General features: G+C 38.6%; 26 protein-coding genes. 12 read left to right on the top strand and 14 right to left on the bottom strand.

The window, feature by feature from the left end; genetic code table 11:
- Positions 1 to 19: 19 nt before the first annotated feature.
- Positions 20 to 406, bottom strand: a complete 387-nt coding sequence (gene apaG / locus OB69_RS08360; protein ID WP_053223316.1) for a Co2+/Mg2+ efflux protein ApaG — start codon at positions 404 to 406, stop codon at positions 20 to 22.
- A 75-nt stretch (positions 407 to 481) separates the two neighbouring features.
- Between apaG and ung the strand changes: the two genes are divergently transcribed.
- Positions 482 to 1,144 (top strand): uracil-DNA glycosylase, encoded by a 663-nt coding sequence (gene ung, locus OB69_RS08365; protein WP_053223248.1) that lies wholly within the window; start codon positions 482 to 484, stop codon positions 1,142 to 1,144.
- A 114-nt stretch (positions 1,145 to 1,258) separates the two neighbouring features.
- Here the strand turns inward: ung and OB69_RS08370 are convergent, their stop codons facing one another.
- Positions 1,259 to 2,443 (bottom strand): DUF4934 domain-containing protein, encoded by a 1,185-nt coding sequence (locus OB69_RS08370; RefSeq protein WP_053223249.1) that lies wholly within the window; start codon positions 2,441 to 2,443, stop codon positions 1,259 to 1,261.
- Between the two features lie 167 nt (positions 2,444 to 2,610).
- Here OB69_RS08370 and OB69_RS08375 point away from each other — a divergent pair, with 167 nt between their 5' ends.
- Entirely contained in the window at positions 2,611 to 3,921 is a 1,311-nt protein-coding gene (locus OB69_RS08375; RefSeq protein WP_053223250.1) for a hypothetical protein, read from the top strand.
- A gap of 108 nt (positions 3,922 to 4,029) precedes the next feature.
- Here OB69_RS08375 and dapB read toward each other — a convergent pair whose 3' ends face one another.
- From dapB to OB69_RS08410, 7 genes are all read right to left on the bottom strand, one after another.
- A complete protein-coding gene (gene dapB / locus OB69_RS08380) occupies positions 4,030 to 4,746 on the bottom strand; it encodes a 4-hydroxy-tetrahydrodipicolinate reductase (RefSeq protein ID WP_053223251.1) in 717 nt (238 codons plus the stop codon).
- Entirely contained in the window at positions 4,743 to 5,324 is a 582-nt protein-coding gene (locus tag OB69_RS08385; protein WP_053223252.1) for a DUF5683 domain-containing protein, read from the bottom strand. Before OB69_RS08385 ends, dapB begins: the two co-directional genes overlap by 4 nt.
- Entirely contained in the window at positions 5,324 to 6,229 is a 906-nt protein-coding gene (locus OB69_RS08390; RefSeq protein ID WP_053223253.1) for a ParB/RepB/Spo0J family partition protein, read from the bottom strand. The genes OB69_RS08385 and OB69_RS08390 overlap by 1 nt, the downstream gene beginning before the upstream one ends.
- Positions 6,230 to 6,309: 80 nt before the next feature.
- On the bottom strand, positions 6,310 to 7,074 hold the full coding sequence (locus OB69_RS08395; RefSeq protein WP_053223254.1) for a ParA family protein: 765 nt from the start codon (positions 7,072 to 7,074) through the stop codon (positions 6,310 to 6,312).
- Between the two features lie 8 nt (positions 7,075 to 7,082).
- Positions 7,083 to 7,763 carry a metal-dependent hydrolase gene (locus tag OB69_RS08400; protein WP_053223255.1) on the bottom strand — a complete coding sequence of 227 codons (681 nt, stop codon included), beginning with the start codon at positions 7,761 to 7,763 and terminating at the stop codon, positions 7,083 to 7,085.
- Between the two features lie 205 nt (positions 7,764 to 7,968).
- Positions 7,969 to 9,795 (bottom strand): membrane protein insertase YidC, encoded by a 1,827-nt coding sequence (gene yidC / locus OB69_RS08405; protein ID WP_053223256.1) that lies wholly within the window; start codon positions 9,793 to 9,795, stop codon positions 7,969 to 7,971.
- A 19-nt stretch (positions 9,796 to 9,814) separates the two neighbouring features.
- Positions 9,815 to 11,428, bottom strand: a complete 1,614-nt coding sequence (locus OB69_RS08410) for a CTP synthase (protein ID WP_053223257.1) — start codon at positions 11,426 to 11,428, stop codon at positions 9,815 to 9,817.
- Between the two features lie 279 nt (positions 11,429 to 11,707).
- Between OB69_RS08410 and OB69_RS08415 the strand changes: the two genes are divergently transcribed.
- Together OB69_RS08415 and OB69_RS08420 are read left to right on the top strand one after the other, a co-directional pair.
- Entirely contained in the window at positions 11,708 to 13,126 is a 1,419-nt protein-coding gene (locus tag OB69_RS08415; RefSeq protein ID WP_053223258.1) for a CCA tRNA nucleotidyltransferase, read from the top strand.
- A 21-nt stretch (positions 13,127 to 13,147) separates the two neighbouring features.
- Positions 13,148 to 13,837 carry a tetratricopeptide repeat protein gene (locus tag OB69_RS08420; RefSeq protein ID WP_053223259.1) on the top strand — a complete coding sequence of 230 codons (690 nt, stop codon included), beginning with the start codon at positions 13,148 to 13,150 and terminating at the stop codon, positions 13,835 to 13,837.
- A gap of 60 nt (positions 13,838 to 13,897) precedes the next feature.
- On the opposite strand, the gene OB69_RS08425 is transcribed toward OB69_RS08420, so the two are convergent.
- Entirely contained in the window at positions 13,898 to 14,398 is a 501-nt protein-coding gene (locus OB69_RS08425) for a metallophosphoesterase family protein (protein ID WP_053223260.1), read from the bottom strand.
- A gap of 197 nt (positions 14,399 to 14,595) precedes the next feature.
- On the opposite strand from OB69_RS08425, the gene OB69_RS08430 reads away from it, so the two are divergent.
- The 3 genes from OB69_RS08430 (at position 14,596) to OB69_RS08440 (ending at position 17,957) form a co-directional block, all read left to right on the top strand.
- A complete protein-coding gene (locus OB69_RS08430; protein ID WP_062302859.1) occupies positions 14,596 to 16,005 on the top strand; it encodes an OmpA family protein in 1,410 nt (469 codons plus the stop codon).
- A 233-nt stretch (positions 16,006 to 16,238) separates the two neighbouring features.
- Positions 16,239 to 16,541: an ArsR/SmtB family transcription factor gene (locus OB69_RS08435; RefSeq protein WP_053223262.1), complete on the top strand. Its 303-nt coding sequence runs from the start codon at positions 16,239 to 16,241 to the stop codon at positions 16,539 to 16,541.
- A 57-nt stretch (positions 16,542 to 16,598) separates the two neighbouring features.
- Positions 16,599 to 17,957, top strand: coding sequence for an NAD-dependent succinate-semialdehyde dehydrogenase (locus OB69_RS08440; protein ID WP_316931879.1), 1,359 nt, complete (start codon positions 16,599 to 16,601; stop codon positions 17,955 to 17,957).
- Positions 17,958 to 18,046: 89 nt separating this feature from the next.
- On the opposite strand, the gene OB69_RS08445 is transcribed toward OB69_RS08440, so the two are convergent.
- The 4 genes from OB69_RS08445 to OB69_RS08460 all read right to left on the bottom strand — a co-directional run bounded on the left by OB69_RS08445 (position 18,047) and on the right by OB69_RS08460 (position 21,458).
- Positions 18,047 to 18,415: a VOC family protein gene (locus OB69_RS08445; protein WP_082338128.1), complete on the bottom strand. Its 369-nt coding sequence runs from the start codon at positions 18,413 to 18,415 to the stop codon at positions 18,047 to 18,049.
- A 165-nt stretch (positions 18,416 to 18,580) separates the two neighbouring features.
- Positions 18,581 to 19,399, bottom strand: a complete 819-nt coding sequence (locus OB69_RS08450) for an AraC family transcriptional regulator (RefSeq protein WP_053223265.1) — start codon at positions 19,397 to 19,399, stop codon at positions 18,581 to 18,583.
- Between the two features lie 124 nt (positions 19,400 to 19,523).
- The gene (locus OB69_RS08455; protein ID WP_082338122.1) at positions 19,524 to 20,486 is read right to left on the bottom strand and encodes an endonuclease/exonuclease/phosphatase family protein; all 963 of its coding nucleotides are present in this window, start codon (positions 20,484 to 20,486) and stop codon (positions 19,524 to 19,526) included.
- Between the two features lie 207 nt (positions 20,487 to 20,693).
- Positions 20,694 to 21,458, bottom strand: coding sequence for a YdcF family protein (locus OB69_RS08460; RefSeq protein WP_071426744.1), 765 nt, complete (start codon positions 21,456 to 21,458; stop codon positions 20,694 to 20,696).
- Positions 21,459 to 21,603: 145 nt separating this feature from the next.
- Here OB69_RS08460 and OB69_RS08465 point away from each other — a divergent pair, with 145 nt between their 5' ends.
- The 5 genes from OB69_RS08465 (at position 21,604) to OB69_RS08485 (ending at position 25,438) form a co-directional block, all read left to right on the top strand.
- Positions 21,604 to 22,116, top strand: a complete 513-nt coding sequence (locus tag OB69_RS08465; RefSeq protein ID WP_053223268.1) for an RNA polymerase sigma factor — start codon at positions 21,604 to 21,606, stop codon at positions 22,114 to 22,116.
- Positions 22,103 to 22,879 (top strand): HEAT repeat domain-containing protein, encoded by a 777-nt coding sequence (locus tag OB69_RS08470; RefSeq protein WP_053223269.1) that lies wholly within the window; start codon positions 22,103 to 22,105, stop codon positions 22,877 to 22,879. The genes OB69_RS08465 and OB69_RS08470 overlap by 14 nt, the downstream gene beginning before the upstream one ends.
- Positions 22,880 to 22,963: 84 nt before the next feature.
- Positions 22,964 to 23,734 (top strand): DUF4097 family beta strand repeat-containing protein, encoded by a 771-nt coding sequence (locus OB69_RS08475; RefSeq protein ID WP_221404864.1) that lies wholly within the window; start codon positions 22,964 to 22,966, stop codon positions 23,732 to 23,734.
- Positions 23,735 to 23,987: 253 nt separating this feature from the next.
- Positions 23,988 to 24,728: a hypothetical protein gene (locus OB69_RS08480; RefSeq protein WP_157608516.1), complete on the top strand. Its 741-nt coding sequence runs from the start codon at positions 23,988 to 23,990 to the stop codon at positions 24,726 to 24,728.
- An 11-nt stretch (positions 24,729 to 24,739) separates the two neighbouring features.
- Positions 24,740 to 25,438 (top strand): DUF4097 family beta strand repeat-containing protein, encoded by a 699-nt coding sequence (locus OB69_RS08485; RefSeq protein ID WP_053223272.1) that lies wholly within the window; start codon positions 24,740 to 24,742, stop codon positions 25,436 to 25,438.
- Positions 25,439 to 25,566: the final 128 nt, after the last annotated feature.

Below are 25,566 nucleotides of genomic sequence, written 5' to 3' on the forward strand. Positions count from 1 at the left end.
AGAATTTGGTACAAGGGAATTAATTAAGGAGATAGGGAACGATCATGGTGAACTCAGGAATGATGACTTCAAACTGTTTTCCGTCCATCACCCTTTCCATCAAATAGATGCCACGCATTTTGCCAATACCGCTTCTCAGGTTGCAACCCGATACATATTGATGTTTTTCGCCCGGTTCTAAAACAGGTTGTTGGCCTACAACGCCTTCACCTTCAACCTCGCGCATTTCGTTATTGGAATCGAAAATTTGCCAATGTCTGCGGTGTAGCTTAATTGTGTTTTCACCATCGTTTTCAATCGTAATGCGGTAGGTAAACACAAAGTGGTTTTGTGCCGGACTGGAATATTCCGGTTGGTAGTGGGTTTCCACACTTACTTTTACACCTTCTGTTATTGCTGTTACAATCATTTATGGCTTTCGCTTCAGAGTTTTAAAGATATAGATTACTTTTAAAATTACTAATGAGAAAACGAAAATTCGATGAATGTTAAGATTGAGGAGAGCTGGAGAGAAGTTTTAAAAGAGGAGTTTGAGAAGGAGTATTTCAAAAGTTTGACGGATTTCGTGAAAGAGGAATATAAAACTCAAACCATTTTTCCGGCAGGGAATAACATTTTCAGGGCTTTCGATCAATGTGCTTTTGACGATGTAAAAGTGGTAATTCTGGGGCAAGACCCATATCACGGCCCTGGGCAAGCCAATGGGCTTTGCTTTTCGGTAAAAGAAGGAGTGCCTTTTCCGCCTTCATTGGTAAATATTTTTAAAGAAATCAAAGATGATCTTGGTAAAGACATTCCACCAAATGGTTCTTTAGATCGTTGGGCACAACAGGGAGTTTTATTACTCAACGCAACATTAACCGTTCGAGCACACCAGGCAGGTTCGCATCAAAATAAAGGCTGGGAAGAGTTTACAAATGCTGTTATTCATCAACTAGCTTCTCGAAAACAGGGGATAGTTTATTTGCTTTGGGGCAGCTATGCCCAGAAGAAAGCCTCCTTTGTTGACGACAAATCAAACTTAATTTTGAAAGCGCCACATCCTTCTCCATTATCTTCTTACAGAGGTTTCTTTGGCTGCAAGCACTTTAGTAAAGCAAATGCTTATTTGGAGGGAAAGGGTGGTAATGGAATTGAGTGGTGATGACTGAACCCTTGGAGGGTTTTAAACCCTCCAAGGGTTGCTGTCGAATCCAGAATAGCACATAGTTCTTCTGTTGACAGCATTATTCCTTCTTGAATTCTTATGAGCAAATTCTTAATTCAATTTCACAATCATTACGACCGGATTATCTTCTCGGTCTATGTCCTTTAGCTTCTGCAAGCTTTTAGGTAGTGGTTCGATTTTATCAGGATTGTCTTTAAACCAGTTGTATAAGACTTCTGCTGCCACATGGCTCACTAGTTCATTTTGGTCGTTGATATACTGTGGAGAGAAAGGTATAAACCCATTTAAATCATCTTGAAAGCTAGATGTTTGCGTATACCTCTCATAGGCCAAGTGTGTTTTATTCTCTTTAATGTCGTGGTAGGCACTATATGTTTTTCCTTGATAGTTGAGGCTAAAAAACACGTAATTATCATTTAAATCAATATTATTCAGCGAATACATGTTGAAGTAATCATCGTCCTCCATGATTTCTTTCTTTTCATAAGGTGGAGAGTGTTCTCCTATATCAAATATAACAGCCGGTAAAAGTTCATCCTTTGTTACCTGAAAAACGGTATCGTTAAAGGCTTCTTTAAAAAAGACATCATTTTTACTCGTGAAAAACAGGCCTTCGCTTAAGCGGAGGGAAAATGAGTTAGTTCGATTTGGCTCACATTGTTGGTGATTAGGAAAGCTTTTTATTACATCTCCTTTCTTATTAAAAATAACTATTAACTCTTTGACAGTACAACTCATGTTCTTGATATAGCCAGCAAAATAACCGTCCTCTACTTCGAAAGCATTTTCAACTTCTGAGGGAGCCGAAGCTATAGTTTTAATTTCTCCTTTTGAATTTAAAGTTTTGATTCGGTTACCAGTTCTAACATAGATTTCATTAGACGTTGTTGGGTGCATAGAAGGAAGGGTATATTGATAAGCCTCTGGATCATTACCATAGTGGCTTAATTCTTTGATGAACTTGCCTGTTTTTCTATCAAATTGAAGTATTTGCCTGAAAGCAACAGTATAAATGTAATCCTCCAATACGTAAGTTCTCGCATTTCCCGCCACTAGACCCTCGTCTGCCATTTCCAACCTAACGTACTCAATTTCGGAACTAAATTGACTCAGATATTGTGAAGTACCTTCTTTAAGTGCTTTTTCGACATCAATAACTACCGCACCTGAATTTAGTTGATTCCCAGCATTAATTGAGTCTTTTTTTTGACTACAACTACTGGAGAATAGAGCAATGCAAGCTAATGGTAGGAAGAATACTTTTTTATAATTCATGATGATTCGGATTATATAGGTTATTTTGAAAGACCAATTCTTAAAATCACTAAATTAATAGTTGTATTAAATGTAAGTTAGTTTAACTACTAAAGCAAACGTTACAGATTCGAGTAAAGAAGGGCTTGTACTTTAAAAACATATATTCTTTACACTACTTAATCTCTATGAAAATTAAATACACCAAGTGTTTATTCTTGTTGAGAGCAGTATTCGCTCTGACAGTTTTTTCTAATGTAAGTAGCTGCTCAAATGATGGGAGAAAAGAAAGTAGTCAGGCGAGTGGAGAGGTAAGCTTAATCCCCAAAGATTCAATTAAGATTGATGTTTTGAGTCCAATAAAAATTTATGATTATGATTCTGAGAATAACCTCTTTTTGCTAGGAGATGTGGCTGATGCTATGAGTATTCTGCGCCCGCCTGGGGCTGCTGAGTTAGGAAACATAATAGGTTTTATCATTTTAGATAAAGAGGGTGAAGTTTTAGGACAGTTCAACAATACTGGTGAAGGACCAATCAATCATGGTATAGGCTCAATGAGTAACCTTTTTCTTGACAATGATCGAATTGGTGTTTTTACGCGGAGAGGGTTCTTTGTTTATGACTTTGATGGAAACTTGGTAGGGAATAGCAAGGCATTGAATACTCGATCGCTCACTGTTGGATCTTATATTAGAATAAGTGGTTTTAAAAATGGTAATCTAGCCTTAGGATATTCTGAATGGACAAAGGAAGCTTACGAAAATCGAGATAATCCATATCCCTTTATGACTTCCTTTAAGATTTTTGACCTTAATGGTTTGTTAGAGTCGGATGATAGCATCGATGAGCATACAAGACATACCTATGGGTTTCCAGATGAAATGGTAGATGAGACCATTGGCGGGACAACCCCTAGGATAGCTTTCAATAAAAGAACTGGGGTATTGAACGTGCTATTTAGTAAATTCCAAAAGCTGCATCAATATTCAATAGCAGATGGGAGTCTCTTGAATGTCATTGATTTGGAGCCAACATATTTTAGTAGTGGAAATGAATCCGCTGTTGCTTCGGACAGTCCTGGATATTTGGAATGGAGGCAAGGTGGTGGAAGACTAATTAATTCAACTTATCATGATATGGTACAGCTTGGCGATTATACCTTGATAAGGTATAGCAGTGCAATCTCCAATACTCAGGCGGGTCAATTAGTAGAGTCTGGAGGAATTTCAGAGAGCGAATACTGGGAAACACTACGGAAATCGACCTATAAATTTTATTACCTGTTGATCAAGGATGGTAGTGTTGTAAAGCAAGACTTTGAGTTGGAAACATTGTCTCCTCAGCCGGGAGAAGAATACTTTAGAAGTGCTACAGATTTGAGGGGGCAGCTCATTGGAGGGAGTGACTTGAATTCTCTGTACGTTTTATATAATAACGATTACGCTCAGGAAAGAGATTATAAACTGATTGTGAGGTATGAACTGAAATTGGATTGAATAGCCAGTTTCAAGCTTTTGGAAAGTTCTCCACAAAACTTATAAGCTGTAATAGCTTAGAGGTTTGGCCTGAGTTGATCCAACTGACAAACTTTCCAAAAGTTGCTTTTAAAACTGCAAGAAGTCCTCCATAGTTTTTATGCCTTTTTGGTTGGGAAGCCATTCGGCTACCAAAAGGGCGCCCATGGCAAAACCTTCTCGCGAATGCGCAGTATGGGTAATTTCTATGGAATCAATTTTTGAATCGTAATAAATAGAATGAGTGCCAGGAGCGGGGTCAACACGTTCAGAAATAATGGATAATTCTTCTGGTTTGTCTGAAGCTTCGTTCACCCATTTAGTTTTGCTTGGTAAGTTTTCCATTACGCCTTCGGCTAGAGTAATGGCTGTGCCGCTTGGGGCATCCAGTTTATGAGTGTGGTGAATCTCCTTCATACTCACTTCATAGTCAGCTTGGCTGTTCATGAGTTTGGCCAAAAACTTATTCAACTTGAAGAAGATATTAACCCCAATGCTGAAGTTTGAAGCTACCAAATAAGTGCCTCCATTGTCATTACAATATTGATCAACCTCTGCTTTGTGACTTGCCCAACCGGTAGTACCTACCACCACAGGTATTTTATGATCAATACACCATTTAATATTATCAGGGGCGGCAGAAGGTTGGCTGAAATCTATGGCTACATCGATATCGTTCGTAGAAAGACTATCTAAATCGTGTCTATTGTCTACCGTAATTTTAGCAACAATGCTATGGTTTCTTTCTAAGGCCAGTTTTTCTATCATCTGACCCATTTTTCCGTAACCTAATAAAAGAATTTTCATCTCGATCTTATTGGAATAGTTACCCCCACACCAAGGTAGGTAGTGCCGTTATTAATTACGCCAACTTTGGGTTTAAAATTGGCAAGGTTATCATTTACATTAAAGCCTTTGAGATGGGCATCAATCGAAGCTTCTATAATGTTTAAGCCATATATGGCAAGCGTTGTCAGAAACACTAAATCACGGTTCTTACGCCAGTAATCAGCATTTCTTCGGTACACTCTTAATTCATTTTCATTGATTGTCTCACCATTTTTTTTCTTCGCTAACAACTCTTTGACCAAAACAGTGTAGTCTTTTCTTTTCTGATTATTGTAGTCAATAAAGTAAATAGAAGTACCCATGCCCACATAAATGATAGGCGCTTTCCACCAACTGTCATTATAAATCTGGCCTAAGCCAGGAAAAATGGCTGATAGGGTAGAAGCTCTTTTAGGGTCATATTCCTTTTTGAGTTCAATATCTGGTGGAACAGTGTCGCCCTCTACCAAACCTTTGTCCATGATTTCGGTAGGGTCTTGGGCCATTGCTCCAAAGCCAAGGGCAAAGAATGAAACAAGGAATATGATTTTTTGCATTACAAGTTTATGATCTCCAAAATGCGGTTCAGGTCTTCAGTAGAAACAAATGGTATTTTTATTTCACCTCTGTACTGTCCGTCTGCCTTTAGGTTTACCCTTGTGCCGAAATGTGAAGAAAGCTTTTGTTGAATTTGCTGAACCTCATAGGTTCTGTGCTTACTATCTCCAGTCTTTTCTGGCTTAGGTTTTTCCTCTTTCGGGGTGATCAAATCACGTACCAACTGTTCTACCTTTCTTACAGAAAGTTCTTCTTCTACAGTTTGCTTGTAGATGTGCAATTGCTTGTCTACATCTTCAATATTGATCAAAGCGCGGGCATGGCCCATTGAAATCTTATTGTCGCGCAAACCTGCCTGAATATCTGGTGGAAGTTTAAGCAACCTCAGGTAGTTGTTTACAGTGGTTCTGTTCTTACCAACACGTTCTCCTAATTCTTCTTGTTTGATTTTACATTCAGATAGAAGCCTCTGGTAACTCAAAGCAATTTCAATGGCATTCAGGTTTTCTCTCTGAATGTTCTCGATAATGGCCATTTCCAGCATTTGCTGGTCATCGGCAGTTCTTACATAAGCAGGAATACTCTTGAGCCCAGCAATTTTTGAGGCTTGAAATCTTCGTTCTCCAGAAATCAACTGATATTCTCCTTCGCTCAGTTGTCTTACCGTAATGGGCTGAATAATCCCTTGCAGTTTTATTGAATCGGCAAGCTCTTCTAATGCTACTCGATCGAAATGGGTTCTGGGTTGATATGGATTTACCTCAATTTGGTCAAGGTTAATTTCATTCATCGTTCCTACCGATGAGGTTTCTAGATTTTTGTTGCTTTCAGAATTTGAATCTTCCAAAAGCGCACCTAATCCTCTTCCCAATACGCTTTTCTTTTTGGGTGCTTTTGCTGCCATAATAATTTTTTATTAATAGAATGAGTCGGTCTGAATGGCTTCTGGTTTCAGAAATCCACAGACTGAATTCATTGATGAATCTAATTTAAACGATCTCCTATCTCTTTTGCAAGGTTAAGGTAAGCCAAGGCTCCTTTACTTTCTGCATCGTGAACGATTACTGGAAGCCCAAAACTAGGAGATTCGCTCAGTTTTACATTTCGAGGAATTATGGTTTCGAAAACCATGTCTTTAAAATGTGTATGAACTTCTTCAACCACTTGGTTGGAGAGCCTTAAACGTACATCGTACATTGTAAGAAGAATGCCTTCAATTGATAGTTTAGCATTTAAACGCTTTTGAATAATGGTAATTGTATTCAAAAGTTTACCTAAACCTTCTAAAGCAAAGTACTCGCACTGCACAGGAATTACAACGGAGTCGGAGGCTGTTAACGCATTAATAGTAATTAAACCCAATGAAGGTGCGCAATCAATCAAGATGAAATCATATTCATCTTTAATTTCGCCCAAAACTTGTTTCATTTTTTCCTCTCGGTTCGAAAGGCTTACCATCTCTATTTCTGCACCAACTAGGTTGATATGCGAAGGCAATAGGTCTAGAAAGTTAACCTCGGTGGTCATAATACAGTCGCGTATGCCTTCTTTGCCCACCATGCATTCGTAAATACTTTTGGTTACTTCTCTGGGGTTGTGGCCTAAGCCAGAAGTGGTGTTGGCCTGTGGATCGGCATCTACCACCAAAGTTTTATATTCTAATACCGCCAAACTTGCGGCAAGGTTCATGGCTGTTGTAGTTTTACCTACTCCTCCTTTTTGGTTTGCTATGGAAATTATCTTACCCATTCTTAAATCTAAAAAGTGATTTGTTGTCCAATTTTTGGTAATGTAAGCTTTATGCCAGCGGCTTCAGCTTTTTCTATCGACTCCTCATGGTCTATTGCTACATAAGGAAAGGTATCGAAATGTACCCCAATTAAGGTATTACATTTCACCATTTTTGCAGCTTTTATAGCATCGGTAACGCCCATTGTAAAATTGTCGCCTACGGGCATAATAGAGAAGTCTAAGTTGAATTCTTCGCCAATAAGTTCCATGTCTTTAGTAAGGGCGGTGTCACCCGAATAATAGAAGCTGCCTTCATTATTTGTAATAACAATACCTGCTGGATTTCCGCCATAACTGCCATCGGGCATTGAGCTGGAATGAATTGCATTTACCATTTTCAGCCTTCCAAAATCAAAGTCCCAAGCACCTCCATGATTCATTGGGTGTCCGTTTTCTACTCCTTTAGCTTCAAACCAATTTACTACTTCAAAATTGGAAATTAACTTAGCTTTTGAGTTGAAATAGATAGCCTCAACATCTGCTACATGATCTCCGTGCCCATGGCTTAAAATAATATAATCAGGCTCTAATTCATTGATATCAATGTTCTTGGCCTTTTCATTGGGTGTAATAAAGGGATCAAACAGTAACTTTTTCCCCATTGTTTCTACCATGAAAGAAGAGTGTCCGTAGAAGGTGAATTTCATGTTTTGTAGTCTCTGATTAGGTTCGTCAATAGCCTACAAAGATAGAAGAATCATTGAAAGAATTAAGGGAACTACATCAATAGAAAATGATGAATGTGTGAAGTGTTAATAATTGATTGTGACAGATAGAATTAGGTGTTTTATTAAGTTGAAACAAAAAAGGAAGACCGTTTGAGTCTTCCTTTTTTGTGAATATTGGTAAGTCTTATTTTTTAGATCTCTTTTGCTTTTGGGCTTCTTGGCTTGCCTTCATAGCATCTTCTAGTCTTTGCTGGAATTTAGATTTGCCTTTGTTAGCGTTGTTTTTCTTGTTTTCGTGCAGCTTTGCTCTAATCTGATCTTCGTCTACAAAACGTCTGATAATGGCCTGCTGACCAAACGTGATGATGTTCGAAACGAAGTAGTAGAAGCTTAGTCCTGAAGAATAAGAGTTCAACACAAACATGAAAATGATTGGCATAAAATAACCAATGCTTTTCATTGGGCCTTGTACCGTACTTACTTGGTTGTTTGACCAAGTGTATAGTATAGTAGAAACCGTCATAAGTAAGGTGAAACCACTTACGTGAGAACCATAAAAAGGAATGGTAAACGGTAAGTTGAAAAGCACATCGTAAGTTGAAAGGTCGGTTGCCCATAAGAATGATTCTCCTCTTAACTCAATAGAGTTAGGAAAGAAGAAGAACATGGCGAATAAAATTGGCATTTGAAGCACCATAGGAATACAACCACTGATTGGGTTTACGCCCATTTCGCGATAGAGCTTCATTTGCTCTTGCTGCATTTTTTGCTGATCTCCACCTACTTTTTCTTTCAACTCGTCCAGTTCTGGTTTTAGGGCCTTCATTTTGGCCATCGACAGGTAGGACTTTCTTGTAAGAGGGAATAGTGCCAATTTGATGATCAAAACAATGATCATGATAATGACTCCGTAATTAGAGATGTACTTCTCTAAGAATTGGAACAGAGGAATAATGATGAGTTTGTTTACCCAACTCACCATTTTATAACCTAAGTAAATATTCTCTTTATAACCCGGAGTTACCTTTTTTAGAATTCGGTAATTGTTTGGTCCGAAATAATACTGGTTTTTGCTACCGCTATATAAGTCGGCTACAGGTATGGCCAAATGCATTTCGCCATTTTTAACAATGCTTGTATCTTGAGCTGGAACGTCTGTACTTACTAATGCCCCAGTAAAACCCTTTTCTGAAATTATACCTGCATTAAAAAATTTCTGATCGAAACTCAACCACTTTATTGGCTCGGTTAATTGCTCTTGTTGAATATCGCTGTTCGATGCTTTTAAGTCATCTAAATCTTCAGCAAGCGAATACCATTTAATAGTTGATTTGATACGAGAATCTGATAAATTCTTCTCGTAACGCTTCATTTGGTGTTGCCAAACAAAGTTCATTTGCTCACCAATAATGGTGCTGTTTAGGCCGTTGATTTTGATCTCATAGCCAACTACATATGAATCGCCTGCGATTGAGTAAATCTGCTCAATTGAATTGCCTGAGCCTAAATCCATAGTGTATTTAAACTGAAGCGAATCACCTTTTACTAGGCTTGTGCCTGTTTGGCTGGCCTTAAAATAGAGGTCGGCTATGTTGATATTTCCTTTAACCGTTTGTAGCGTTAGCGACTGGCTTGTTGATTCTTCATCAATCAGTATCAATGGCCTTCCGTCCCAAGTCTTAAACTCTTTTAATTCAACCGATTTAATAATACCACCTTTAGAGCTAAAAGTGAATTTAGCCACTTCGTTTTCTATGGTTAAATCGGTAGCCTCACCTTGCGCACCAGCTGCAAACGCACCGTATTTATCTGTATAATCAGTTTCAATGGTGTCTGTTAAAACATTGCTTGCTTCTGATTGACTAGTTGTTTGTTCAGGGGTAACCGCTGCCTGTTCGGTAGGGGTTGGTGTTGCTAAATCTTCCTCGGTAACTGGCGGTTTAAAAACGATTGCATAGGTTATTAATAACGCTGCAATCAGGCCGAGACCGATCATCTGATTTCTATCCATCTTCTCTTTATTCTTATGCTTAGTTTTTCTTATTCTGTATTATGGCATCAATGAAGCTCACGAAAAGTGGGTGAGGGTTCATTACTGTACTTTTTAATTCTGGATGGAACTGAGAACCAACGAAATAAGGATGGTTATCTAACTCAACAATCTCTACCAATCCTGATTTTGGATTGATGCCTGTTGCTTTTAGTCCAGCTGCTTCCATTTGCTCCAAATACTTATTGTTAAACTCGTATCTGTGTCTGTGCCTTTCCTGAATAGTAGAAGTTTTATAAGCCTGATAGGCTTTAGATGCCTTCTTTAATTTACATTCATAAGAGCCCAAACGCATGGTTCCACCATAGTCGGTAATCTTTTTCTGATCTTCCATCAGGTCAATTACTGGGTGTTTGGTTTCTTTATCCATTTCAGACGAAGCTGCATCTTCGAAACCTAAAACGTTTCTAGCAAACTCTACTACAGCGCACTGCATTCCCAAACAAATGCCAAAGAAAGGGATATTATTCTCCCTTACATAGCGAATAGCTTCAATTTTGCCTTCAATGCCTCTTTCTCCAAAGCCTGGGGCTACCAGTACTCCGTGTAAATCACTTAAGGTTCGTTTAACGGACTTTTCTGTAATTGTTTCTGAGGAAATCCAGTGAATGTTCACTTTGCACTCTAAGTGGGCACCAGCGTGGATGAATGCTTCAGCTATAGATTTATAAGCATCAGGCAATTCTACATATTTACCAACTAGACCAATGTTTACTTCGTTGGTTGGGTTCTTAAGTTTGCTCAAGAAAGTTCTCCATTCGTCAATATGCGGAGGCTCTTTGTGAGCAAGTTTTAGTTTGGTTAAAACGCGTTCGTCAAGTTTTTCTTTACGCATCATCAACGGTACATCGTAAATGGTTTCCGCATCTAACGCTTCGATTACTGAGTTCAACTGTACGTTACAGAAAAGAGAAAGCTTTCTTCTTATTTCTGAAGGTAATGGTTTTTCTGAACGACAAACCAATATGTCGGGCTGAATACCAGCTTCTAGCAATTGTTTTACCGAGTGCTGTGTTGGTTTGGTTTTTAGTTCTTTGGCAGCGGCTAAATAAGGAATAAGCGTAAGGTGTATTACCAAAAAGTTGCTTTCTCCTAAATCCCATTTTGCCTGTCTAACGGCTTCAATAAATGGAAGTGACTCAATATCACCAACACAACCACCTATTTCTGTAATTACAATATCGTAATCGCCAGTTTCGCCAAGGCGGTAGAAATTTCTTTTGATTTCATCGGTGATATGAGGAATTACCTGAACGGTTTTACCTAAATAATCGCCTCTTCGTTCTTTGGTAATTACGTTGTGGTAAATTCTTCCTGTAGTTACGTTATTCGCTTGAGAGGTACGAACATTTAAAAAACGCTCGTAGTGACCCAAGTCTAAATCGGTTTCTGCGCCATCATCAGTTACATAACATTCGCCATGTTCGTAAGGATTGAGCGTTCCTGGGTCGATATTAATGTACGGATCGAATTTTTGGATAGTGACACGGTATCCCCTTGCCATCAAAAGGTTACCAAGAGATGAGGCGATAATTCCTTTTCCTAAAGAAGAAGTAACACCACCGGTAACAAAAATGTATTTCGTAGAAGCCATAAGTAAGAGTAAATGGAATAACTTATGGGGTACAAAGGTAGTATATTTACTTTGATATGAAGGTAACTTGCAGAAAGATTGCCTCACTCTTTTAAAACTATGAGACTAAATTGTTTAGATGAGTTTTTCTTTATGTTCAACACCTAAACGAGCCTCGAGTCTCTGGTTTTTAACTAATTTTATGATCCATATTAGGTGATTTGATAAACCTTTATTCTACTTTTTGTCCCCTTTTGAATAACTGCTAACTTTGCCCACCTTTTAAAAAAAGGACTACGGATGAACCTTTCAAAACACTTACAACTCGATATTTTTAAACTTGTAGGCGCTGTTGCCGATAAAATGGGTGTTGAAACCTATGTAGTAGGGGGATATGTTCGCGATATTCTTTTAGAGCGACCTTCAAAAGATATTGACTTTGTATGTGTAGGTTCTGGAGTAGAATTGGCTCAGGCTGTTCACAATGAGCTAGGAAGTAACTTGCCTTTTTCAGTTTTTAAATCCTTTGGCACAGCCATGATCAAAAGTGGCGAGCTAGAATTAGAATTTGTAGGAGCACGAAAAGAATCGTATCAACGTGATTCCCGAAAGCCAATTGTGGAAGATGGAACCCTAGAAGATGATCAGAATAGGCGCGACTTTTCAATCAACGCCATGGCCATTTCTCTTAACAAAAAGAGTTATGGCGAGCTGATTGATCCTTTTAACGGTCAAGCCGATTTAGTTTCTAAAACAATTAGAACCCCATTAGCACCAGAAGTCACTTTTTCTGACGATCCGCTCAGAATGATGCGGGCCGTTAGGTTTGCTACTCAGCTTAATTTCGATATTGAAGCCGATACCTTTGAAGCCATTACCAAAATGGCCGATCGAATTGAAATCGTTTCGATGGAAAGGGTGACAGATGAGTTGAACAAAATCATTTTGGCCAAAAAGCCATCATACGGTTTTAAATTGCTTTTTTATGCCAAACTTTTGGATAAAATTTTTCCTGAAATGGTAGCCCTACAAGGCGTTCAAACCATTGAAGATAAATCGCATAAAGATAATTTCTATCACACCCTACAGGTGTTGGATAATATAAGTGAGCATACCGATGATTTATGGTTGCGTTGGGCAGCCATTTTACACGATATAGCTAAACCTGCTACCAAACGCTTCAATAAAAAAACGGGTTGGACTTTTCATGGTCACGAAGATAAAGGGGCTCGAATGGTTCCTGGCATATTCAGAAGAATGAAATTGCCGCTGGGGGCCGAAATGAAAAAGGTTCAGAAATTGGTGAGGCTTCATTTACGACCTATTCCATTGGTAAGAGATGAAATTACTGATGCGGCCATAAGAAGACTGTTATTTGAGGCAGGAGAGCATACCGATGATTTAATGATGCTGTGCCGAGCAGATATTACTTCGAAAAACCAAAATAAAGTAAAGCGATTTCTCCAGAACTTCGATTCGGTAGAACAACGAATGCGCGAAGTAGAAGAAAAAGATAAAATTCGTAACTTCCAGCCGGTAATTACTGGAGAAGTGATTATGAACACGTTTAAAGTGGCTCCTGGCCGTTTGGTAGGAGAAATAAAGGAGGCGTTGAAAGAGGCGGTTTTAGAAGGTAAAATTCAAAATGAATATAATCAGGCTTATAATCTAATGTTGGAATTAGGTAGGGAGAGAGGCCTTGAAGTTGTTAAAAGTTGAAATAATCTGAATTAGTATACAATGAGAAAAATGAAGTATTGGATGATCGCGGCCATTATGATGGTTTCAGTAGCGTCATTCGGCCAAGATAGTACCTACCTATCGAACGAATATGCCAAAGCAATGGCGGTTTATAACCAAGCACAATTATATAATGATATTGAAGTCCAAAAGGCGGCATTGTATGATATGTTGGTACTAGACCCAGGCGATAGCTCAGTTATGAGAACCCTATCGGAGTACTATTACAATAACCGAAGATATACTTCGAGTGCTTTGGTAGCTATGGATTTGCTGAAGAAATATCCTGGTAATTTAATAGCGATGGAAATTGCAGCGCTAAGTTATGAACAGTTAAGAATCTATGATAAAGCCATTGAGTACTACCAAGAAATGTGGCTTAAACTAGACGATAATAATATCCTTTATCAAATCACCTACCTTCAATATTCTATAAAACGCTACGAGGAAGCCAATACTAATATTGGAATACTTGAGAGTAAACTAAAGGATGATGCAAAAATCACGCTGACAAAACAAGATGGGTCTACACAAGAAGTTGCATTTAAAGCAGCATTGAAGAACCTAAGTGGTTTAATTTCTCTAGACCAAGGAGATAAGGAAGCTGCGAAAACACATTTTAATGCGGCTTTGGCACTTTCTCCTGATTTTGAAGCGGCAAAAATGGGTTTGGCCGAAGCGAATAAGTAATAGGTTTAACCAATTTTTACCAAGAGTTTTTAAAGGCATTACCATTCAGGTGATGCCTTTTTACATTCCTCTTTTACCAAGTTCTATTACCTCAAGGTTTTTTAATTTTCCAGCTTCAATGTCAAACCGAAGTAAAGTTCTCATTAGGTGAAAACCATGATTGCCCGCAGCTCCTGGGTTCATGTAAAGCATTTTATTTAAACTACTATCGGGCATTACCTTCAGAATATGAGAATGGCCACAAATAAATAGTTGAGGTTTTATTTCTTCAAGCCTCTTTCTAACGCCACTTGCGTATTTTGGAGGTTTGCCCCCAATGTGGATCATATAAACTTTTACACCTTCAGCTTCAAAAATTAATTCTTCCGGAAAAATGGCTTGAATTGTTTTATCATCAATATTGCCGTACACACCTTTTGTAGGTTTAAACGCTTCCAACTGTTCTATAACCTTTACATCACCCACATCGCCTGCATGCCATATTTCATCACAATCTTTAAAATGATGAAATACGCGCTCATGTAAAAACCCATGTGTGTCGGAAATCAACCCTATTTTCATAAGAGTAAAGGTGCTTATTTTTCCCGAAATGGGATGTTATTTCCCGAAATGAAATACATCCTTCGAAGCGAAAAATAAATATCACCGCCTATAGTGCTCATTTACAGCGTAAAAATGTGTATGCTTAAAAATAAAAGTGAAAAATCATTTATGGTTTAGGTTTTGATAAGTGTACAATCATAACAAAACCAAAAACGATGAAAAAATTATTACTAATTCTAACAATGGCTGTCAGCACTTTTAGCCTATCAGCCCAAACAGAGGACTCACCATGGTGGATGACTCTAGAGCTTACCAATAACAAATTGGATTACAAATGGTACGATGGAATGTTCAGCTTTGGCCAATTAGATAATGCTGGCTTTAGAGTAGGGGTAGAGCGCTACCTAAACCCAAGTTTTGATTTAGAGCTTGGGGCTTCTTATGGAAACATTGTTCATAATGATGTGCTCGATGGGAATGTAGCTGATCTTGACTTACGTTTTGCCTACAAGTTTGACAACGGCTATATTTTTAAGAAAGACTCAAAAGTAGCTCCTTATTTATTTGCTGGCTTTGGAGTAACAAGCTTTTCTAAGATTGAACCAATTTATGAAGAGTTCAATAAAGGAACATATAAAATGATTCCTTTAGGAGCTGGATTAAAATTCAAAGTGGTAGAAAACGCTGAAATTAACATGCGTGCAGCCTACAAAAAGAGCATTGATTATTCTCCAAACTATCTTCAGTATGCCGTTGGTGTTTCTTTCTCTTTAAGTGGAAAGAAAGATTCAGATGGTGACGGTATCTACGATAAAGAAGATATGTGTCCAACAGAAGCAGGTCCATTAGAAAACAAAGGTTGCCCTTGGCCTGATACTGACGGAGACGGAGTGTTAGATAAAGATGATGCTTGCCCAACTGAAGCAGGTACTTTAAACGGATGTCCTGATACTGATGGTGACGGAATTAAAGATTCAGAGGATAAGTGTCCAACAGTAGCTGGTATTGCTAAATTCAATGGATGTCCTGATACTGATGGTGATGGAATCCAAGATTCTGAAGATGCTTGCCCAACAGTTGCAGGTACATTGAATGGATGTCCTGATAGCGATGGTGACGGAGTAAAAGATAGCGAGGATGCTTGTCCAACTGTAGCTGGTACGCTAAACGGTTGCCCAGATAGCGATGGTGATGGTGTAAAAGACAGCGAAGATAATTGTCCTGAAACTGCTGGTTTGGCTTCAAACAATGGTTGCCCAGAAGTTAAAGAAGAAGTGAAGAAAGTACTTGAACTTGCTGTGAAAGACATTCAGTTCAATTCTGGTAGCGATGTGTTAAAATCATCTGCCAACGGATCTTTAGATCAAGTGGTTCAGTTAATGAAAGCTGAAGACTTTAGCCTAGAGCTAAGTGGTTATACTGATAGCACTGGTGATGCTGCTAAGAATCTTGAGCTTTCTAAAAGAAGAGCTAACGCTGTAAAGCAATACTTAATGAACAAGGGTATTTCAGCTGACAGACTATTTGCCGATGGTTATGGAATTGTAAATCCAGTGGCAGATAATAAAACAGCAGTGGGTAGAGCAAGAAATAGAAGAGTAGAATTGAAAATTATCTTCAGATAGTAAAGTAAATTAAACAATACATATAGAGAGGTCGTTGTGTACAGCGGCCTCTCTTTTTATAAAAGGCGGCTGTTAACTTTAATGCTAGAGTCATTTATTTGTGTTTGTAAATCGTATTTCTGCATTTGTAGTTGCTACTTGTACTTAATTATTTGTCAGGTTTTGCCTGATTAATTTTTGTTTTTCTTTTTTACATGAACATATGTTCATACCTTTGATAAAAACCTATCCAAATGGAAGAGCAGCTTGACAATGAAAGGGTCGAGAAAATTGCCTTCGTACTGAAGACTATTGCGCACCCTATGCGAGTCGGTATCATTGATCTCCTAAGCAGGAATGAAAAGATGTCGGTGAACGATATTACTGCGTACCTTGGTCTAGAACAATCGCTAACTTCACATCATTTGGCCAACCTTAAAATGAAAGGCGTATTAGGAAGTAAGCGTGATGGAAAGAATATTTTCTATTTTTTGAAAATGAAGGAAGCTCCGGAAATCATCAAAATATTAGAAGATGTTAAGGTTAATGTTTTTTAGAACTTACTCCCCAAAATACTGGTTACATTGAAGAACTTAGTTTTTTCAATTATGTCAATGCAATCAGTAAACCCTTCAAATAATCAAATAATACAAGTTTTTGAGCCTCATTCAGAGGATTATGTTCAGGCAGCAATGGAGCGAGCCGATCTTCAGTTTTCTACTTGGAAAAATGAGTCGTTCGAATACAGAGCTCAGCTATTTAATAAGCTTGCCAATGTGCTTGAAGAGCGAAAAAACTCTCTTGCTGAAATCATGACCTTAGAAATGGGCAAGCTCACTGCTGAAGGCCTTGCTGAGGTGGAAAAATGTGCATTGGTATGTAGATATTATGCCGATAATGCAGAGAAATTCTTGAAGGATGAGATACTTAAATCCGATCATTCAAAAGCATTTATAAGTTATCATCCGTTAGGAACCATTTTGGCTGTAATGCCTTGGAACTTCCCACTGTGGCAAGTATTTAGGTTTGCCGCACCTACTTTAATGGCAGGTAATGTTGGTTTATTAAAACATGCCTCAAATGTTCAAATGTGTGCTCAAGCTATTGAAGATGTTTTTATAGAAGCCGGTTTTCCAAACGGAGCCTTTCAAAATTTAAGAATTGGCTCTGATAAAGTAGAAGCCATTATTAATGATGATCGCATTAAAGCCGTAACCCTTACCGGAAGCGAAGGAGCAGGAAGTGCTGTGGCGAGTGTAGCAGGATCAAAAATTAAAAAATCAGTTTTAGAGTTGGGCGGCAGCGATCCATTTATAGTACTCGATAATGCTGATATGGGCCTTGCCGTTCGTACTGCGGTAAAGGCTAGAATGCGTAATTGCGGTCAGAGTTGTATTGCAGCAAAACGCTTTATTGTTGTAGAAAGAGTGTATGATGAATTTGTAGAAAAGTTTAGCTCATTTTTGCAAGCACTCAAATTAGGAGACCCCAGCGATATTTTGACTTCTTGCGGCCCAATGGCTTCGGAAGACTTGGCCAATGAATTACTTAAACAAGTAAATGAAAGTGTAGAAATGGGTGCTAAAGTGGTTTTGGGCGGTAAACGACCTGAAAGGGAAGGAGCTTATTTTGAGCCTACCATTTTAGCAGATTTAAAACCAGGAATGCCAGCCTATGAAGAAGAGCTTTTCGGACCAGTGGCATCACTGTTTAAAGTGAAAAATGAAGAAGAAGCCATTGCTTTAGCCAATAATAGCAAGTTTGGTTTGGGGGCTTCTATATGGACGCAGGACTTGGTGCGTGGAGAAATGATTGCTAGAAAAATTGAATCAGGAGCCGTGTTTGTAAATCATATGGTTTCTTCTGATCCACGTTTACCTTTTGGCGGTATTAAAACCTCTGGCTATGGACGCGAACTTTCGCACCTCGGTATTCGTGAATTTATGAACACCAAAACTATTGCCATTAATTAAAGATTGATAAACCTGTCTGATAATTCAGCGGGTTAGGTGAATAAAGAGAGCTGATGAGCAATATTGTTCATCAGCTCTTTTCTTTTTCATCAGTTTAGAGAATGAAGCCCTATGCGATTACCCTCTGTATCGAGGAACATAGCGAAGTGCCCATTTTCTTCATCAATTAACGTTTTCGGAACAATGATTTCCCCTCCATTATCTTCTACTTTATTCAAAATAAATTGAAGATCATCTCCACCATTGAGGTAAATTATTACACCATCGCTCGAAGGACTGTATCCTTCGCCTTTTATGAGTACTCCTGAGGCGGCTTGCCCATCACTTGGGAATAACCCCATTTGTGTGCCCTGCATTTCTATTTCAGAGATTTCTATCTCTAAAATTGATTGATAAAAATTAACGGCACGTGAAAAATCAGTTGTTGGTATTTCGAAAATTGAGATAAAGCTTTTCATATTTTTTCTTTTTGGGTCTAGAGTGTTTTTATAAGTACAAGCAGTCAGTATGATTGCGGAAATTACAATTAAACTTAGTGGTGTATTTTTCATTCTGATTTCTTAAAATTTAATTTTCAAGATTAAGAAACCTCTAAAAGAACGAATTGTAAAAATGCGACAACTCTAGTTCTCTGAATAAAAAAGAGAAGAAAGTACTAATTGCTTGTCACTCAAATACTCTTTAGGATTGGTGCCAGTAAACTCTTTGAAATCTTTAATGAAATGTGCTTGATCATAATATTCACTAGCATAAGCAATCGCTGTTAGGCTATCGGGTTGCTTATTGAGCATCATTTTTAAAGCAGCTTGCAACCTTATTATTTTCCCTAGTTGTTTGGGACTAATCCCCACTTGTTTCAAAAAGTTTCTCTCAAGGTTTCTTCTTTGTGATAGTTCACCTTTCAGAATAGAACTAATGGGTATACTTCCGTTTGTTGTATGAAGGCTGTCAATAGTAGATTTTACGATTTTATCAATTGTGGACGTCTCAATCAACTTGCTTAGCAGAAAACTCTCCACAATTTCTATTCTCTCTTCCGTACTTGCAGCATGAATAATTTTTTCTTCTAATTCATTTGCTGACTCCCCAAAAAGCACGGAGAGAGGAGTGTCCTTATTGGCTAGTTCTTTGATGGGTGATTTTACGAAATTGGCAAAACCGAAAGGGTAGAAGCGAACAGCAAATGAGTTGACAAATCCTGTGGGTTGGATAAAATATGACTTGGTAATTTGGCCAACTACCATTGCTCTTGGCTGTAATGCCCAGTTTTTTTCGTTCTCCAATCTTTTAATGTCTTCACCAAGAATAAAGGCCATTTCAATGCAGCCGTCAGGTATTATTCTTTGCTTTTCGGTTGCCATTTCGGCAGGAACCTCTAGTGTCCAGTAACACTTAACAATGGCTTCTAGGTCGGGGTGAGCTTTATATGTTTGGTAATTCATATAGAGATATTTACTGGAGAGTGGTCAGCCTGTTATTTCATAAAATAAAAAAAGTAATTACAGTCATGTGATGGCTCATCTTGATGAAGGTGCAAATTTAAGGCTAAGGTTAAAGTCGGAAATTTTATGCGGTTCGATTGTCACTCTCCTCTTTTTTTCCTTCTGCAATCAGTTCTTTGGTTTCTTCCTTTTCTTCTTTTTCTAGCTTTTCAACTTCTTCCTTTTGATTGTGATTGGAGGAGTCGATAGAGAAAACACAGCAGATAGGGAAATGGTCTGAGCCAACGTGTTCTAAAACGCTTAATTCTTTCAGAAAAATAGTTGGGCAGTGGAAGACTAGATCCAATGGCGCTCTAAAAAACCAATATTTAGCATGGTAAGAAGCTAGAATTCCTCGCCCCATTCTACCATCAATTAATCCGCTGTTTTTACGGAATAATTCCGATATTTTTGACCACGCCACTGTATTAAAATCGCCTATAACCAGTGTTGGCTTGTTTATTTCTTTGGTGTGTTTTGCAATACATAGTAGATCACCATCGCGCTCTTTAGACGTGTCTTCTTCTGTAGGGCTTGGCGGTGGTGGGTGTACACAGAAAAGTACAAAGTCTTCTCCATCTTCGGTTTTGAAATGGGCTTCAATACTCGGTAAATCTTCTGACACGAAGTAATGTGTAGTAACCTTCTGGAAAGGCATTTTAGCATATAAATGCATGCCATAGGTGTTCTCCAGTGTTATTTTTTCTGTAAAAGGATAGTCAGCTTCCATTTCTCGCATGGCAAGTTCCCAATCCCTATTGCTTTCTATGGTGAGAAAAATATCTGGTTTTTCTTTTCGAATAAAGTCTTTAAATCTGTCAAACTCTTGATTGAACTGATAAATGTTGGTAGAAATTACTTTTATCTCGGTCAACCCTTCCGTTTCATTCTTGTGGCTTTTATAAAATTTTGTAAAACGAGCTAATAAATAGGAGTGATAAACAATTAGCCCTATTTGGATAAAGCCAACTACCCAAAAAATAATGTTCTTTTCTGCGAAAACAAAAAGGCCAACACTCGCTACCACCTGAAGAATGAGCAGCTGCATTTTAATAAATTCAGGCACGCGAAAAACCCAATGCTGGTTTTTAACAAAGGGTAATAAGCTTATTATAATAAGCAGTAGCGATAGAATTATGAAAAAGGTACTCACTCTACAAGTTTAAGCAAAGTTACCGAAAGTAGAAGAATACATAATGATACTTAGAAAAGTGGATAGTTCGTATTGGAGTCGAACTCAATAACCTTAACTCTCCTAAATATACCCCATTACTTTATAAGTTGCTAAGCCCACCCATTCTTTAAAAAGCGTTTCCCAACGCTTAATGGCTTCCGCTTTTGGAATAAAAACATCATCAAAATTAAGGCTAGGTCTGTCGGTATAATAGCCCGCGGGGAATTCATCGCATTCAATGCCTTGTTTGGCCAGGCAGAGGGCCGAACGCTTCATGTGAAAAGCCGAAGTAATCAAAAGGTATTTCTGATTTGGGAAATCTCGCTTTAATATTTTGGCAGATTCCACTGCGTTTTCATAAGTGTTTACTGCGTTGGGTTCTACCGTAATTACGGAATCAGGAACGCCAGCCATTACCAGAAAACTCTTGAGTCTTTCTGCAGCAATACTCATTCCTACTTGCTGAAACCCCAAGCCACCACTAACTATAATGTGTTTCAGTTTACCTTCTTTATAAAGTTGTAAGGTGTGGGTAATTCTATCGGCACCATAATCAAAGTAAACCCTGTCTTTTGGACTTTTGCTGCCTTTGGTGACGCCCGAAAAAACGATGCCCACATCATACACACCCACTTCATTCATAGGTGTAGGCTCAGGTTCCCATAAAAGCAATGCCCTATTGCTAATATATTGGTTAGAAAAGAATGCCAACATAACCAAGGGGAGGATAAAAAAGAGCTTTTTCCTTTTTGGATTTTTGGTCAACCTAGAATACACAAGAAAACCAATGACCCAAGTAAGAGGCATTACGAAAAGGGCGAGTATTTTTGAAAGGATAAAGAACACGATGGATTTTTTACGAAATTACACTAACAAAATATGAAATCATTATCGGTTGATTACTAATTAGTTAAATCTTTTGTGTCAGGTTTTTAATATTTATTTTACAATGGGTGTAATGACATACCCTCACCCTCGTCTCTACTATTGAATGGAGTTGCAAACGTTTAAATCACAAGTTCTACCAGTAAAGGATAAGCTCTTTCGGATTGCCCTCAATATGATGCGGTCTGTAGAGGAAGCCGAAGACATTCTACAGGATGTAATGGTAAAACTTTGGGACAAGCGGGAGCAATGGGGCGAGTACAGAAACCTAGAGGCTTTTGCAGTAACAATCACCAAAAACCTTTGTCTGGATCGACTCAAATCTAAAAGAATGAAAGGCCATTTCGATATTCAAGAAATGGAGCTGGATTCTGGAACTGTTTCACCTTACCAGCGCATTGAACTGGACGACAGTGTAAAAACGATGGTGAGAGTGTTTGAACAATTGCCAGATCAACAGCGGCTTTTAATTACCCTTAGGGATGTGGAAGGCTACAGCTATGAAGAAATAGCCGAGCAAACGGGATTGGAAGTGAACAATATTAGAGTGGGCATTTCCAGGGCAAGAAAGAAGGCGAAAGAAGATTACTTAAAAATTGCGAATTATGAACAGCAATAAAGAAATAGAAGCATTAATCGAGAAATATAACAACGGGGAAACTTCTCTTCAGGAAGAAGAGCAACTCCAAAACTTCTTTCGGGGAGAAGGCGTCCCCGACCATTTGAAGGAGGAACAGGCTTGGTTTGCACAGCTCGATTTAAGAGCCAAAACCGAATGGGAAGGTTTTTCTGAAGATAAGCTTTTTGCAAAGCTAGATGCGCAGGTGAAGGAAGAAGAAACTAAAGTGGTTCCAATGCTTCAACCTAAAACAAAGCAGGTTTGGTTGTATCGAGTAGCGGCTGCCGTGGCTTTAGTATTGGTCGGTTTCTACATGGGCAATGAAATCAGAAATGATGATGTGGCTGGAGTGAAAGAAGAATTGGCGCAGGTAAAAGCCATGATGCTCGAACAAATGACAAGCTCATCGGCCAGTGGAAGGCTGCAAGCAGTGAATTACTCGGTTGAACTTAAAGAAGTAGATCAGGAAATGCTCAACGCTTTGATTAACGTGCTGGAAACCGATGATAACATGAATGTAAGGTTGAAAGCGGTAGAGGGTTTGGCCAAGTTTTATGACGAACCGAGTGCAAAGAAAGCTTTACTGAAGGCTTTAAAAGAAGAGAAAGAACCGATGATTCAAATTGCTTTGATTGATGTACTAGTGGAAAATAATGAAAAAGCGGCACTGGATGATTTAGAACGCATAGCCGAAGACGGCAACAGTATAAAAGGAGTGAAGGATCAGGCTTATATGGGCATGTTCAAACTCAAAGAAATGTAAAAATATTTAATCGATTGAATTGGTCAGGATTAGCCTTCCTTAAAAGGTAAAACTCAAAATATCTGAAACATAAAAAAATCAATGATGAAAAAGTTAACAAAGAATTTATTAGCGATAGCGCTCTTTTTAGTAGCCTTTACGGTACAGGCCCAAGATTTTAAAGTAGCAGTATCAGGCCAAAAGAAGGTAGTAATTAAAGAAGTAAACCGGGTAAGTGTAGAAGCTTATGATGGCACAGAAATCCAAATTACTTCAGGTAATAAGGACGAAGAACGGTCAGAAAGAGCCGCAGGTCTTAAGTCACTCAGCGCAAGGGGGGAAGACAATACAGGCATAGGTTTGAATGTAAAGACTGAAGCTGGAGAAATCACTGTAATGCAAGTAGCCAGACGCGCAGACGGAAAGTATACCATCAAAGTACCCAAGTCAATGAACGTTAAAGTTGAGCATAACGGTAGCTGGGAAGGCAGTAAAATTGAAGTATACAGAGTAAGCGGAGAGCTAGAGATTTCAGGTAATAATAACGGAGTGTATTTGGAAGATATCACCGGCCCAGCTTTGGTGAACACGGTGTATGGTGGAATTGAAGCTAAATTTTCTTCATTGAGTCAAGCAGGGCCAACTTCTTTAGTGTCGGTATATGGAGAGGTAGACGTAACACTTCCGGCCAATGCTAAAGCGAATATTTCAGCGAAAACTCCTTATGGAGAAGCTTATTCAGATTTGAGTATTGAATTCCCTAAAACGGACGGCATGAGAAAAGTAAGCTCAACTGTGGAAGGTACCTTAAATGGCGGAGGCGTAAAACTTGATATTCAAGCCTCTTACCAGAATGTATACCTTCGAAAGAAGTAATATGAAGTGTCCGTAAAGCTTAAAAACTAAGCGTTACGGACACGTTCTCTAATGCCCAGCTACAATAGTTAGCTACACATTTTCCTCAAAAGGGAATTAAAGTCTAAGACAATAACTCATTCTTTTCGCTCATTAACCAGCATTCAATTTTGATTGAAACGGGAGAATTATGTCTTGAAAAAATGAAGAATCAAGCTTCGATTTTGGTTCGATTAGAATCTACAAAAAGGTCAACAACTCAAAATACAACACCATGAAAAAGCCAATATTAATCCTAATGATGCTCATGCTCTTTTCGGTTTGTGCCTTCGCGCAAAAGCAAATCGATCAGACTTTTGATGCTAGTGCAGTCAAAAACATCGACCTCTTTTTCAAGTATCCCGAATTGGTAAAAATAAAAGTGTGGGATAAAAACGAAGTCAATATTAAAGGTCAGGTAGAAATCCATAACGGAGAATTTGATGAAGATTTCGAACTCTCTAGCAAGGTCAGCGGAGGTAAACTCATGATAGAGTCGAACATTAAAAACATCGACAACTATAAAAACTATCAGGTATACACCGATAAAGATGAGGACGGAGAAAATAGGTCTATTACCATCTCGAAAAATGGAACCACTATTTCTACAGGGAAAAGTGGTCGTTATACCAACGGAATCAATATTTCAATTGTATTAGAAGTTACTGTTCCTCGTAGCATGGCCGTTGTGCTCGATGCCCGCTATGGCTTGGTAGAAGTATTACAAAGTCCGAAACAACTGGATGTGGAGGCACGATATGGCGGAGTGGATGTTCAAATAGATGAGACTGAATCTCTGGATTTAGAAGCCAGCACCCAATGGGGGCAAATCTTCTCTAACCTAGAAACCAAGGTAGAAATTGGTGGAGATGATAGCCTAGGTAAATGGATGAAAGCACACGCATCTATCAAAAGTGGAAGCCAGCGCCTCAAGGTAGAATCTCAGTATGGTCATGTGTATTTGCGTAAAAACTAAATCAAGGAATTATGAAAACACTTTTTACATTAATCGCTTGTCTTTTTGCGCAGTTGGCCTTTGCCCAAGCCGAAACCATCGAAAAAAGCTATGGCTACACCGGTCAAAAGCTGGATCTTGATTTGAACTTCGGAACCGAAGTAATCCTGAAGTCTTGGGATAAGAATGAGATCTCGGTGAAAATTACCTATGAAATTAACGAGGGCAAAGACAACGAAGTCATGGACTGGAAAGTGGATGATAGCAATGGAAAGCTGACTGTTGAAATTGAACTAGACAGCAAGAAGCTAGAAAAACTGGGCGACTGCTGCTGTAATAGTAAGAATGGAAATTATTGGTCGGGGCGTGGTTCCAAAGGCAATAGAGTTTGTGTTGACATCAAGATAGAAGTAATGATGCCTGGCAAGTCGGATGTTAAAATCAAAACTATTGTGGCTGATGTAGCTGTAGAAGGCTTTTCAGGTAACCTCGATTTAGAAACAGTTACAGGTGAAATCAATTTGCTTTGGGCAAAGGGTGCTGGTGCCGAAGTGAATATTGAAACGGTGAATGGCGGTATTTATACCAATATGGATTTGGACATGGAAAAGGAGAAAGGGCTTCCGAAAATCAGTAGTCATAAAGTAAAGGCGACATACAAAAGCGGTGGCAAAGCATTAAAGCTGAAAACGGTGACGAGTGATATTTACCTAAAAGCCTCTGACCTGTAAGAAAGAAGGGCTTGCGAAGCAGTCCTTATGTTATCGACTGTTAATGAATTCTCCTTTTGCGGTTAATTTCAGTTAAAAAAAACAAGAGCATGCAACATTTTTGCTCCGAAGCGCATCTATATAGCAAA

This window comes from Roseivirga seohaensis subsp. aquiponti, from assembly GCF_001267955.1.
Taxonomy (GTDB): Bacteria; Bacteroidota; Bacteroidia; order Cytophagales; family Cyclobacteriaceae; genus Roseivirga; species Roseivirga seohaensis.